The 13,195-nt window shown below is 55.6% G+C and carries 11 protein-coding genes; 5 read left to right on the top strand and 6 right to left on the bottom strand.

Going from position 1 to position 13,195, the window contains the following annotated elements:
* Positions 1 to 71 precede the first annotated feature (71 nt).
* From ACQG19_RS22220 to pepA, 3 genes are all read right to left on the bottom strand, one after another.
* Positions 72 to 2,927: a valine--tRNA ligase gene (locus ACQG19_RS22220; RefSeq protein ID WP_246932435.1), complete on the bottom strand. Its 2,856-nt coding sequence runs from the start codon at positions 2,925 to 2,927 to the stop codon at positions 72 to 74.
* Positions 2,927 to 3,370: a DNA polymerase III subunit chi gene (gene holC, locus ACQG19_RS22215; protein ID WP_246932437.1), complete on the bottom strand. Its 444-nt coding sequence runs from the start codon at positions 3,368 to 3,370 to the stop codon at positions 2,927 to 2,929. Before holC ends, ACQG19_RS22220 begins: the two co-directional genes overlap by 1 nt.
* Before the next feature lie 86 nt (positions 3,371 to 3,456).
* Complete coding sequence (gene pepA, locus ACQG19_RS22210) at positions 3,457 to 4,968, bottom strand: leucyl aminopeptidase (RefSeq protein WP_013098951.1); 1,512 nt, start codon at positions 4,966 to 4,968, stop codon at positions 3,457 to 3,459.
* Between the two features lie 266 nt (positions 4,969 to 5,234).
* On the opposite strand from pepA, the gene lptF reads away from it, so the two are divergent.
* The 5 genes from lptF to mtgA all read left to right on the top strand — a co-directional run bounded on the left by lptF (position 5,235) and on the right by mtgA (position 11,493).
* The gene (lptF, locus tag ACQG19_RS22205) at positions 5,235 to 6,335 is read left to right on the top strand and encodes an LPS export ABC transporter permease LptF (RefSeq protein WP_029883394.1); all 1,101 of its coding nucleotides are present in this window, start codon (positions 5,235 to 5,237) and stop codon (positions 6,333 to 6,335) included.
* Positions 6,335 to 7,417 carry an LPS export ABC transporter permease LptG gene (lptG, locus tag ACQG19_RS22200; protein ID WP_013098949.1) on the top strand — a complete coding sequence of 361 codons (1,083 nt, stop codon included), beginning with the start codon at positions 6,335 to 6,337 and terminating at the stop codon, positions 7,415 to 7,417. Before lptF ends, lptG begins: the two co-directional genes overlap by 1 nt.
* 135 nt (positions 7,418 to 7,552) lie before the next feature.
* Complete coding sequence (gene arcB, locus ACQG19_RS22195) at positions 7,553 to 9,886, top strand: aerobic respiration two-component sensor histidine kinase ArcB (protein ID WP_013098948.1); 2,334 nt, start codon at positions 7,553 to 7,555, stop codon at positions 9,884 to 9,886.
* A 231-nt stretch (positions 9,887 to 10,117) separates the two neighbouring features.
* Positions 10,118 to 10,771, top strand: a complete 654-nt coding sequence (gene elbB, locus ACQG19_RS22190) for an isoprenoid biosynthesis glyoxalase ElbB (protein ID WP_013098947.1) — start codon at positions 10,118 to 10,120, stop codon at positions 10,769 to 10,771.
* Positions 10,768 to 11,493, top strand: a complete 726-nt coding sequence (gene mtgA, locus ACQG19_RS22185; protein ID WP_020687356.1) for a monofunctional biosynthetic peptidoglycan transglycosylase — start codon at positions 10,768 to 10,770, stop codon at positions 11,491 to 11,493. The genes elbB and mtgA overlap by 4 nt, the downstream gene beginning before the upstream one ends.
* A gap of 39 nt (positions 11,494 to 11,532) precedes the next feature.
* Here mtgA and npr read toward each other — a convergent pair whose 3' ends face one another.
* Genes npr through ptsN form a run of 3 tightly spaced genes read right to left on the bottom strand, consistent with a single transcriptional unit; the run spans position 11,533 to position 13,193 of the window.
* Positions 11,533 to 11,805 (bottom strand): PTS phosphocarrier protein NPr, encoded by a 273-nt coding sequence (gene npr, locus ACQG19_RS22180; RefSeq protein ID WP_003861872.1) that lies wholly within the window; start codon positions 11,803 to 11,805, stop codon positions 11,533 to 11,535.
* Positions 11,802 to 12,656 (bottom strand): RNase adapter RapZ, encoded by an 855-nt coding sequence (gene rapZ / locus ACQG19_RS22175; RefSeq protein WP_013098945.1) that lies wholly within the window; start codon positions 12,654 to 12,656, stop codon positions 11,802 to 11,804. Before rapZ ends, npr begins: the two co-directional genes overlap by 4 nt.
* Positions 12,657 to 12,701: 45 nt before the next feature.
* Complete coding sequence (ptsN, locus tag ACQG19_RS22170) at positions 12,702 to 13,193, bottom strand: PTS IIA-like nitrogen regulatory protein PtsN (protein ID WP_013098944.1); 492 nt, start codon at positions 13,191 to 13,193, stop codon at positions 12,702 to 12,704.
* Positions 13,194 to 13,195: the final 2 nt, after the last annotated feature.

Here is a 13,195-nt window from a genome sequence, read left to right as displayed (position 1 = left end):
AAAGGGGAGTGCAAGCGAGGAGTTTTCAGGAAGAATCCCCCTTACGCCCTGAAGCGTAAGGGGTAAAAGCATTACAGGGCCGCAATCACCGCCTGCTGCTCAATCAGCTTGGTCTTCGCATCGGCGAAAGCAACCAGGCGTTCACGCTCTTTGGCGATGACCGCTTCCGGCGCGCGGGCGACAAAGCCTTCGTTCGCCAGTTTGCTTTCGATTTTGCCAATTTCCACGTCGACTTTCGCCACTTCTTTCACCAGACGTGCCAGCTCTGCGTCTTTGTCGACGAGACCCGCCATTGGGATCAGCAGCTCAGCGCCGTCGATGATTTTCGTCACGGAGACCGGACCTTTGTCATCGGCTGGCAGCACGGTGATGCTTTCCAGACGCGCCATGGTTTTCAGGAAGGTATTGTTCTCGGTGACACGACGAACAGCCGCGTCGCTGCAACCGCGCAGGAGCAGCTCCAGCGGTTTGCCCGGGGCGATGTTCATTTCTGCACGGATGTTACGTACAGCGACGATCGCCTGCTTCAGCCACTCGGTATCCGCTGAGGCAGCTTCATCCACTTTAGCGGCATCGAATTCCGGGAACGGCTGCAGCATGATGGTGTCGGCGTTGATGCCCGCGATCGCTTTCACACGCTGCCAGATGGTTTCGGTGATAAATGGAATGATCGGGTGCGCCAGACGCAGCAGGCCTTCCAGCACAGTGATCAGCGTGTTACGCGTGCCGCGCAGTTCTGCCTCCGTTCCGCCGTTCATGACCGGCTTCGCCAGCTCCAGGTACCAGTCACAGAACTGGTTCCAGGTGAATTCGTACAGAATGCCCGCCGCGATGTCGAAGCGGTAGCTGTCCAGCGCCTCGCGGAACGCTTTCACCGTCTGGTTGAATTCCGCCAGGATCCAGCGGTCGGCCAGAGAGAGGATCATCTCGCCGCCGTTGAAGCCGCAATCCTGATCTTCGGTGTTCATCAGCACGAAACGGCTGGCGTTCCACAGTTTGTTACAGAAGTTACGGTAACCTTCCAGACGCTTCATGTCCCAGTTGATGTCGCGACCGGTAGAGGCCAGCGCCGCCAGGGTGAAACGCAGGGCGTCGGTACCGTGAGATTCAATCCCGTTCGGGAACTGTTTCTCGGTGCGCTTGCGGATCTTCTCTGCCAGCTGTGGCTGCATCATGTTACCGGTGCGTTTTTCCAGCAGCTCTTCCAGGGAGATCCCGTCCACCATATCCAGCGGGTCAATGACGTTGCCCTTGGATTTGGACATCTTCTGGCCTTCATCGTCACGGATAAGACCGGTCATATAGACGGTATGGAACGGAACCTGCGGCTTGCCGTTTTCATCTTTAATGAAGTGCATGGTCATCATGATCATGCGGGCAATCCAGAAGAAGATGATATCGAAGCCGGAGACCATCACGCTGGTTGGGTGGAACTGACGCAGCGCGTCGGTGTTCTCTGGCCAGCCGAGGGTGGAGAAGGTCCACAGCGCGGAGGAGAACCAGGTATCCAGCACGTCTTCGTCCTGACGCAGGGCAACGTCTGCGCTCAGGTTGTTTTCCTGACGCACTTCATCTTCGCTGCGGCCAACGTATACGTTGCCTTCGTTGTCGTACCATGCCGGGATACGGTGACCCCACCACAGCTGACGGGAGATACACCAGTCCTGGATATCGCGCATCCAGGAGAAGTACATGTTTTCGTACTGCTTCGGCACGAACTGAATGCTGCCGTTTTCAACCGCTTCAACAGCCGGTTTTGCCAGCACGTCGGCACGCACATACCACTGGTCGGTCAGCATTGGCTCGATAACCACGCCACCACGGTCGCCGTACGGCACGGTCAGATCGTGAGGTTTAATCTCTTCCAGCAGGCCGAGTGCGTCAACGGCAGCCACAATCGCTTTACGCGCGGCAAAGCGTTCCAGCTTCTGGAACTCCGCCGGAATGTCGCTTGAGTAAACGTCGGATTCGTTGCCTTTGGTGTCATACACTTCTGCGCTTTCACGGATGTCACCGTCGAAGGTCAGAATGTTGATCATCGGCAGGGCGTGACGACGACCCACTTCGTAGTCGTTGAAGTCGTGCGCCGGGGTGATTTTCACGCAGCCGGTGCCTTTTTCCATGTCGGCGTGTTCGTCGCCCACTATCGGAATGCGGCGGTTCACCAGCGGCAGCACCACGAATTTGCCAATCAGATCTTTATAACGCGGATCTTCCGGGTTAACGGCAACGCCGGTATCGCCCAGCAGGGTTTCCGGACGGGTGGTTGCCACCACTAAGTAATCTTTACCGTCTGCGGTTTTCGCGCCGTCGGCCAGCGGATAGCGGATGTGCCACATGGAGCCTTTAGACTCGCGGTTTTCCACTTCCAGGTCAGAGATCGCGGTGCGCAGTTTCGGGTCCCAGTTAACCAGGCGTTTGCCACGGTAAATCAGGTCTTCTTTGTACAGACGGACGAACACTTCTTTTACGGCGTTGGAAAGGCCTTCGTCCATGGTGAAACGCTCGCGCTCCCAGTCTACGGAGTTACCGAGACGGCGCATCTGACGGGTAATGGTGCCGCCAGATTCTGCTTTCCACTGCCAGATTTTATCGATAAAGGCGTCGCGACCGTAATCGTGACGGGTTTTACCCTCTTCAGCGGCAATCTTACGCTCAACCACCATCTGGGTCGCGATACCCGCGTGGTCAGTCCCCGCCTGCCACAGGGTGTTTTTGCCCTGCATGCGCTGGTAGCGGATCATGGTATCCATGATGGTCTGCTGGAAGGCATGACCCATATGCAAACTGCCGGTGACGTTCGGCGGCGGGATCATGATGCAGAAGGACTCTTTGCTTTCATCGCCGTTAGGCTTGAAATAGCCCTGCTGTTCCCAGTGCTCGTAAAGCGGCTGTTCGATATCGCGTGGGTTATATGTCTTTTCCATTATTTCCAGGTTGCCGTATTCAGGTTAAAACCAGCCAGGCGGTACGCTTTGTAGCGTTCGCGCGCCAGTTGTTTCAAGGATTCTTCGTAAGGGACAAAGTCTACCACTTCTGTGAAAGCGGTGGCAAAATCTGCAAAATCTATCCGCAGGCTAATCAGAATATCGCGCGCGCTGCTGTTGCGCTTTTGCGGCCAGGCTATCTCGACCGGTGCGCCGCCGCGCGGCCCTTCGCCAGACAGGTTATGCGGTACAAAACTCTCCGGCGGGCGCGCCCACAGCGCTTCGTCAAGACGAATCGCCTGCTGTTCATCTTCACAGGCAATCAGAACCCGTTTACCTGCGCGCCAACGTTCTGCGGCAATTTCACACACCAGATGTTCTACGGCGCTGAGGCCATCCTGATGGGTGTCATTGTCCAGAAGGTAGAACGTTGCATTCTTCATATATGGGGCTTCTTGTGCTCACTTTAAATGCTTAAGCCGGGTGGCGGCTTCGCCTTACCCGGCCTACGGTTTACTGCCGTTTTGACTTACTCGTCGCCATTAAATCCGGCGCGGTTTAGCAGGAACTGCGACAGCAACGCAACCGGACGACCGGTCGCGCCTTTGGCTTTTCCGGAGCGCCATGCGGTGCCGGCAATATCCAGGTGCGCCCAGTTGTACTTGCGGGTGAAGCGTGCCAGGAAGCAGCCCGCGGTGATGGCACCACCAGGACGGCCGCCGATGTTCGCCATGTCCGCAAAGTTAGACTCCAGCTGCTCCTGGTATTCGTCACCCAGTGGCAGACGCCATGCGCGGTCGCCGGCTTGTTCGGACGCGCCGATAAGTTCGTGTGCCAGCGGATTGTGGTTCGACATCAGGCCGGTGATGTGGTGGCCCAGCGCGATCACGCAGGCACCGGTCAGGGTGGCCACGTCGATCACCACGTCAGGTTCGAAGCGTTCAACGTAGGTTAATACGTCGCACAGCACCAGACGGCCCTCGGCATCGGTGTTCAGCACCTCAACGGTCTGGCCGGACATGGTGGTCAGGACATCACCCGGACGATAAGCGCGTCCACCCGGCATGTTTTCGCAGCCCGCCAGCACGCCGATAACGTTAATCGGTAACTGAAGTTCAGCCACCATACGCATCACGCCATACACCGCCGCTGCACCACACATGTCGTACTTCATCTCATCCATGCCTTCAGAAGGCTTGATGGAGATACCACCGGAATCGAAGGTCAGGCCTTTGCCGACCAGCACAACAGGACGCGCGTCTTCTGACGGATTGCCCTTGTATTCGATAACCGACATCAGGGATTCGTTCTGCGAGCCGTTGCCCACCGCCAGGTAAGAGTGCATACCCAGCTCTTTCATCTGCTGTTCGCCGATAACGCGGGTGATGACATTCTTGCTGTAGGAGTCAGCCAGCTGGCGCGCCTGTGAGGCCAGATAGGCGGCGTTACAGATATTAGGCGGCATGTTGCCCAGATCTTTTGCGGCTTTAATCCCGGCGGCAATCGCCAGACCGTGCTGGATGGCGCGCTCGCCGCTGGTGAGTTCGCGACGGGTTGGCACGTTAAAGACCATTTTACGCAGCGGACGGCGCGGCTCGCTTTTATTGGTCTTGAGCTGATCGAAGCTGTACAGGCTCTCTTTTGCGGTTTCGACAGCCTGGCGCACTTTCCAGTAGGTGTTACGACCTTTGACGTGCAGTTCGGTCAGAAAGCAAACGGCTTCCATTGAGCCGGTGTCATTCAGGGTATTAATTGTTTTCTGAATCACCTGCTTATACTGACGTTCATCCAGCTCGCGCTCTTTACCGCAGCCAATCAGCAGAATACGTTCGGACAGCACGTTCGGAACATGGTGCAGTAACAGCGTCTGCCCAGGTTTGCCTTCCAGTTCGCCACGGCGCAGCAGGGCGCTAATGTAGCCGTCACTGATTTTATCGAGTTGCTCGGCGATCGGGGAGAGTCGGCGTGGTTCAAAGACGCCCACAACGATGCAGGCACTCCGCTGTTTCTCCGGGCTACCGCTTTTTACACTGAACTCCATGCACTACGCTCCTGAATCTTAAAGACAACAGCGGCTGCTACGGATAGAATTGAAACCTTTCGTAACTCAAGTCCGCTGTTGTGGTGACTTCGTGTTAATCTTACGTTATTACGGTTTCGACACGTCAGAAAAAGTCCTGAAGCGTGAATCCGCCGGGTGTTTTAATCTTAGCGATGATTTCGACGACTCAAGAGAATAAATGACGTTTAAGCCATGAAACAAGCGATTTTCCAGCAAAGAGACGGGTTTTTACGGGCGTATTTAAAGTGATAATCATAAGATATCTGGTGCGGGAGACGCTCAAAAGCCAACTGGCGATCCTCTTCATCCTGCTGCTGATTTTTTTCTGTCAGAAGCTGGTCAAGATCCTCGGTGCGGCCGTTGACGGCGAAATTCCAACGAATCTGGTGCTTTCCCTGCTTGGTTTAGGGATCCCGGAAATGGCGCAGCTTATTCTGCCGCTAAGTCTTTTCCTCGGTCTGCTCATGACGCTCGGTAAGCTTTATACCGAGAGTGAAATCACGGTGATGCATGCCTGTGGTTTGAGCAAGGCTGTTCTGGTGAAAGCCGCCATGATACTGGCGCTGTTCACGGGTATCGTCGCCGCGGTGAATGTGATGTGGGCGGGCCCAATGTCCTCTCGTCATCAGGATGAAGTGCTGGCTGAAGCAAAAGCGAACCCCGGTATGGCGGCATTAGCGCAGGGGCAGTTCCAGCAGGCGACCGACGGAAACTCAGTGCTGTTTATTGAGAGCGTCGATGGCAGTAAATTCAACGACGTCTTCCTGGCGCAACTGCGGACCAAAGGAAACGCCCGTCCATCGGTGGTGGTGGCAGACTCCGGTCAGCTTGCGCAGCGCAAAGATGGTTCCCAGGTCGTGACGCTGAATAAAGGCACCCGCTTTGAAGGCACCGCGATGCTTCGTGACTTCCGTATTACGGATTTCCAGAACTATCAGGCCATTATTGGTCATCAGGCGGTGGCGCTCGATCCAACGGATACCGAGCAAATGGATATGCGTACGCTGTGGAACACTGATACTGACAGAGCGCGTGCGGAGTTCCACTGGCGTATTACGCTCGTCTTCACCGTGTTTATGATGGCATTAATTGTCGTGCCGCTGAGCGTGGTGAACCCGCGTCAGGGGCGCGTGCTCTCGATGCTGCCGGCGATGCTGCTGTACCTGATCTACTTCCTGCTGCAAACCTCGATTCGTTCTAACGGCGCGAAGGGTAAGCTGGACCCGATGGTCTGGACGTGGTTCGTCAACAGCCTGTACATCTTACTGGCGCTGGGATTAAACCTGTGGGATACGGTGCCAGTGCGCCGCATACGTGCCCGATTTTCGCGTAAAGGAGCCATCTAATGCAGGCGTTTGGCGTTCTTGATCGCTATATCGGTAAAACCATTTTCACCACCATCATGATGACGTTGTTCATGCTGGTGTCGCTCTCCGGCATTATTAAATTTGTCGATCAGCTGAAAAAAGCCGGGCAAGGGAGCTACGACGCGCTGGGTGCAGGGATGTATACCCTGCTCAGCGTGCCAAAAGATGTGCAGATCTTCTTCCCGATGGCGGCCCTGCTGGGTGCGCTGCTGGGGCTTGGGATGCTGGCACAGCGCAGCGAACTGGTTGTGATGCAGGCATCGGGCTTTACCCGTTTGCAGGTGGCGCTGTCGGTCATGAAAACCGCGATCCCACTGGTGCTGTTGACCATGGCGATTGGCGAGTGGGTGGCACCGCAGGGCGAACAGATGGCGCGTAACTATCGTGCCCAGGCGATGTACGGCGGTTCACTGCTTTCAACACAGCAAGGGTTATGGGCGAAAGATGGCCAGAACTTCGTCTATATCGAACGCGTGAAAGGGGATGATGAGCTGGGCGGCGTGAGTATTTACGCCTTCAATGATGAGCGTCGTTTACAGTCTGTACGTCACGCATCGTCAGCGAAGTTTGACCCCGAACACAAGCAGTGGCGGTTATCCCAGGTTGACGAGTCTGACCTGACGAACCCGAAACAAATCACCGGCTCTCAGACGGTGTCCGGGACGTGGAAAACCAACCTCACGCCGGACAAACTCGGGGTGGTGGCGCTGGATCCGGACGCGCTCTCCATCAGCGGGTTGCACAACTACGTCAAATACCTGAAGTCGAGCGGGCAGGATGCCGGACGCTATCAGCTCAATATGTGGAGCAAAATCTTCCAGCCGATGTCCGTGGCGGTGATGATGCTGATGGCCCTGTCGTTTATCTTTGGCCCGCTGCGTAGCGTGCCGATGGGTGTTCGTGTGGTCACCGGGATCAGCTTCGGCTTTGTATTCTACGTCCTCGATCAGATCTTTGGCCCGCTGACGCTGGTTTACGGCATTCCGCCAATTATTGGTGCGCTGCTGCCGAGCGCCAGCTTCCTGCTGATCAGCCTCTGGCTGCTGCTGAAACGCTCCTGATTCTCCTCTCCTCGCTTCCGGTTAGCCGGAAGCGAGGCTAATCTCCTGTTTCACCCCGCACTTTTTCTCACAACCTTCAACGTCCCGCCGCGAATTTGAGTATTATTGAGCGATAAAGTCGTGAAGGGATCCTCTATGAAGCAAATTCGAATGCTTGCCCAGTACTACGTCGACCTGATGATGAAGCTCGGGCTGGTGCGTTTCTCCATGCTGCTGGCGCTGGCGCTGGTTGTTCTGGCCATTGTCGTGCAAATGGCCGTGACCATGGTGTTGCATGGTCAGGTCGAGAGTATCGACGTCATCCGCTCTATCTTCTTCGGTTTGCTGATCACCCCCTGGGCGGTCTATTTTCTTTCCGTCGTCGTTGAACAGCTGGAGGAGTCCCGTCAGCGCCTGTCAAAACTGGTTGATAAGCTGGAAGAGATGCGCGAGCGCGATTTAAAGCTCAACGTCCAGCTGAAAGACAACATTGCCCAGCTTAACCAGGAGATTTCAGATCGTGAGAAGGCGGAAGCCGAGCGTCAGGCGACGCTTGAGCAGCTGAAAATCGAAATGAAAGAGCGTGAGGTGACGCAGATCCAGCTTGAGCAGCAATCCTCTTTCCTGCGTTCATTCCTTGATGCTTCTCCGGATCTGGTTTTCTACCGTAACGAAGACAAAGAGTTCTCCGGCTGTAACCGGGCGATGGAGCTGCTGACCGGCAAAAGCGAAAAGCAGCTGATCCACCTGAAACCCCAGGATGTATACTCCGAAGAGGCGGCTGCCAAGGTCATGGAGACGGACGAAAAAGTCTTCCGCCACAATGTCTCGCTGACCTATGAACAGTGGCTGGATTACCCGGACGGGCGTAAAGCCTGCTTTGAGATCCGTAAAGTGCCGTACTACGACCGCGTCGGGAAACGCCACGGCCTGATGGGCTTTGGCCGCGATATCACCGAGCGTAAGCGTTATCAGGATGCCCTTGAGCGCGCCAGCCGCGATAAGACGACTTTCATCTCCACCATCAGCCATGAACTGCGTACCCCGTTGAACGGCATCGTCGGCTTAAGCCGTATTCTGCTGGACACCGACCTGACGGCGGAGCAGGAAAAATACCTTAAAACGATCCATGTCTCGGCGGTCACGCTGGGGAATATCTTCAACGATATTATCGACATGGATAAGATGGAGCGCCGTAAAGTCCAGCTTGATAACCAGCCGGTTGATTTCACCAGCTTCCTTGCCGATCTGGAAAACCTGTCCGGCCTGCAGGCGCAGCAGAAGGGGCTGAGCTTTGTCATGGAGCCAACCCTGCCGCTGCCGCACAAAGTGGTCACGGACGGCACGCGTCTGCGCCAAATCCTCTGGAACCTGATCAGTAACGCGGTGAAATTTACCCAGCAGGGGCAGGTGGCGGTGCGTATCCGCTATGACGAAGGCGACATGCTGCACTTTGAGGTGGAAGACTCGGGCATTGGCATTCCGCAGGAAGAGCAGGACAAAATCTTTGCCATGTATTATCAGGTGAAGGACAGCAACGGTGGTAAGCCTGCTACCGGCACGGGCATTGGCCTTGCGGTATCGAAACGGCTCGCGAAGAGCATGGGCGGTGATATCACCGTGGCCAGCCAGGCGGGCAAAGGCTCGACCTTTACGCTGACGGTGCATGCCCCGGCGGTGGCAGAAGAGGTTGAGGATACCTTTGAACAAGACGATATGCCGCTCCCGGCGCTGCATGTTCTGCTGGTCGAAGACATCGAGCTGAACGTGATTGTGGCGCGCTCGGTGCTGGAAAAACTGGGTAACAGCGTGGACGTGGCGATGACCGGTAAAGCCGCGCTGGAGATGTTTAAACCGGGCGAATATGACCTCGTCCTGCTGGATATTCAACTGCCGGACATGACCGGGCTGGATATCTCCCGTGCGCTGACAACGCAGTATGCCGCCGATGAACTGCCGCCGCTGGTCGCGCTGACGGCCAACGTCCTGAAAGATAAAAAAGAGTACCTCGATGCCGGTATGGATGATGTGCTCAGCAAGCCGCTGGCGGTGCCTGCTCTGACCGCCATGATCAAGAAGTTCTGGGATACCCATGATGAAGAGGAGAGCACCATGACGTCTGTTGATAGCGCGAAGGCCCAAACGATTCTGGATACTGCGATGCTGGAGCAGTACATCGACCTGGTTGGCCCAAAACTGATTACCGATGGTCTGGCCGTGTTCGAAAAAATGATGCCTGGCTACCTGAGCGTGCTGGAGTCCAACCTGACCGCACGCGATCAGAAAGGCATTGTGGAAGAAGGACATAAGATCAAAGGTGCTGCAGGCTCTGTCGGGTTACGCCACTTACAGCAGTTGGGACAACAGATTCAGTCACCTGATTTACCGGCATGGGAAGATAACGTGGGTGATTGGGTCGAGGAGATGAAACAAGAGTGGCAGAACGATGTGGCGGTGCTCAAAGCCTGGGTGGATGCCAGAAAAAAATGACCCCGGCTTAACCGGGGTGCGCGAATACTGCGCCAACACCAGGGAAATCGTGGCTGCGCCTGATTTTTCGTGTTGTTTTCGCATGGGCGCCGCCTGAAAATTTAGGCCGCACGCAGATAAGATAGCAAATCTTAAATGGTTTGTTACATGAATCAGTGAAATGTGTGAAGCATAGCGTTTTAATCAAAATTAATTATGTGCTTCAGCAAGTTGCAAAGAAGGAACGTCAGGATGAAAAAGGTTGGTGTCGTACTGAGCGGATGCGGTGTTTACGATGGTTCAGAAATTCATGAAGCCGTCATCACGCTGCTGGCCCTGGCAAGGCAGGGGGCGGAAGCGATCTGTTTCGCGCCAGACAAAAAGCAGGCAGATGTGATTAATCATCTGACCGGAGAGGCCATGGCGGAAACCCGTAACGTACTGATTGAAGCGGCGCGTATTGCGCGTGGCGATGTCCACCCCCTTATTCAGGCGGACGCCGCTGAGCTCGATGCGTTAATCGTGCCGGGCGGGTTTGGGGCGGCCAAAAATCTCAGTACCTTTGCTTCAGAAGGGGCGGCGTGTCAGATCGATCCCCATTTAAAAGTGCTGTCGCAAGCAATGCATGCGGCAGGTAAACCGCAGGGCTTTATCTGTATCGCGCCGGCAATGCTGCCTAAAATTTTTGATTTCCCGCTGCGGCTGACAATCGGCACCGATATTGATACCGCAGAAATCATCGAGGAGATGGGCGGCGAGCACGTACCTTGTCCGGTGGATGACATTGTGGTGGATGAAGACAACAAGGTCGTTACCACACCTGCCTGGATGCTGGCGCAGAATATTGCCGAGGCCGCTGCAGGCATCGAAAAACTGGTGGCCAGAGTGCTGGTGTTGACTGAATGAGTCGTAAATTCGGCGCAGGCGCGTGGGTGAAACGCGCCCTGTTGCGCATCGTTCTCGTGCTCGCGGTATTCTGGGGGGGCGGACTCGCCTTATTCAGCATTATGCCGGTCCCGTTTTCGGCCGTGATGGTCGAGCGTCAGCTTGGGGCATGGCTCAGTGGTGATTTCAGCTATGTGGCCCACTCGGACTGGGTAAGTATGGATGAGATCTCACCGTTTATGGGGCTGGCGGTCATTGCGGCAGAGGATCAGAAATTCCCGGAACACTGGGGGTTTGACGTGGCGGCAATCGAGAAAGCGCTGGCGCACAATGAACGCCACGAAAACCGCGTCCGTGGGGCATCGACATTATCGCAGCAAACCGCAAAGAATTTGTTCCTGTGGGACGGTCGCAGCTGGGTACGAAAAGGGCTGGAAGCGGGGTTGACGCTGGGGATGGAAACGGTCTGGAGCAAAAAACGCATTCTGACCGTCTATCTCAATATTGCTGAGTTTGGCGATGGTGTGTTTGGTGTGGAGGCCGCCGCGCAGCGCTATTTCAATAAACCGGCCAGCCGACTGAGTATGTCCGAAGCAGCGCTCCTGGCTGCCGTCTTGCCTAATCCCATCCGCTTTAAGGCCAGTGCCCCGTCCGGGTACGTGCGAAGCCGTCAGGCGTGGATCATGCGCCAGATGCGTCAGTTAGGCGGGGAAGGGTTTATGCAGCGCAATAAATTAATGTAGGGCGGGTAAGCGCAGCGCCACCCGCCAGCGGGGCTGAAATTAATCCTCGTCAAACCCGGCGTTAAACAGCGCAATCACCGCCGCCAGCGCTTCCTCTTCCTGTGGGCCAGTGGCTTCGACTTCAATCTGGCGACCTTTGGCGGAGTCCAGCATCAGCAGCGCAATGACGCTGTTTGCTTCCGCTTCGGTCCCTTCATCATTTCGCAGCAGAACTTCCGCATCGAAACCCTGCATCAGTTCAAACAGCTTCATTGCCGGGCGTGCGTGCATGCCCAGCTTATTGGTGATCTCAACGGTTTGTTTTACGGTCATGTTTTACGTTTTTCCAGCGTGCGATGACGGGACTGAACGTTCTTTCCGCGTGAACGGAAATAGTCGGCCAGCTGTTCGGCGATATAGACCGAACGATGTTTACCGCCGGTACAGCCAATCGCCACCGTCAGATAGCTACGATTGTTTGTCTCCAGCATAGGTAACCATAGCTCAAGGTAGCTTCGCGTCTGGTAGATAAAATTGTGAACTTCTGTGTGCCTGTCGAGGAACGCCGCGACGGGTTTATCCAGCCCGGTCATTGGACGCAGTTTCGGATCCCAGTGCGGGTTTGGCAGGAAGCGCACGTCGAAAACATAATCCGCATCGATAGGAATGCCGTGCTTAAAGCCGAATGACTCAAACACCATTGTCAGTTCACGCTCGCGTTTGCCCAGTAAACGGGTACGCAGCATTTCTGCCAGCTCGTGAACGGACATTTCGGAGGTGTCGACAATCAAATCGGCACGTGAGCGCAGGGGCTCCAGCAGGTCGCTCTCTTCGTCGATTGCGCTCTCCAGAGAGAGGTTCTTGCTGGAAAGCGGGTGCAAACGACGGGTATCGCTGTAGCGACGGATCAGCGTGTTGCGGTCCGCATCAAGGAACAGCAACTGAGGTGAAAACGTGTCCGGCAGGTTGCTCATCGCCTGTTCAAAGATTTCTGGCGATTCAGGCATGTTACGGACGTCGATGCTGACGGCGGCAGAGATTTGTCTGTCTGCAAGGGTGCGTGCCAGCTCGGGCAGCAGTACCACCGGCAGGTTATCTACGCAGTAAAAACCCATGTCTTCCAGCGCGCGCAGGGCGACGGATTTCCCCGACCCTGAACGGCCACTGACAATCATCAGCACCATGTTCCGTTTCTCCTCAGGACAACAGATGTGAAGGCCATCTCCTGGTTATGCCTCATCCTGACTGCCTTCTGCTTCAGTGATAATTTCATAAAGCTCTTCATCACTTTGCGCTGAGCGCAGTCGACGGCAGATGGTTTTATCGGCCAGGCGTTTAGCGACCAGTGAAAGCGTATGCAGATGGGTTTTCGTCTGATCGGCAGGAACCAGCAGCGCGAAGAGGAGATCAACGGGCTGGTTATCGATGGCATCAAAGGCAATAGGCGTTTCCAGTTGCACAAACACACCGACGGCACGCAGGGTGTCCTCTTCCAGTTTGCCATGCGGGATCGCAATGCCGTTGCCGATACCGGTACTGCCCATTTTTTCACGGGTCAGGATGGCTTCGAATACGACCTGCGGTGGCAGGCCCAGCTGTTTTGCGGCCAGTTCACTGATAATCTCCAGCGCACGTTTTTTGCTCTGGCAGTGAACGCCACTGCGGGTACATTCCTGGTTAAGGACATTGCTCAATTGAAGAGCGGAATCGTTGTTCATCATAA

This window comes from Enterobacter cloacae complex sp. 277I4 (assembly GCF_050031465.1).
Lineage (GTDB): Bacteria > Pseudomonadota > Gammaproteobacteria > Enterobacterales > Enterobacteriaceae > Enterobacter > Enterobacter cloacae.
The sequence above is the reverse complement of the archived record's forward strand: the minus strand, read 5'-3'. Positions and strand labels throughout refer to the sequence as shown.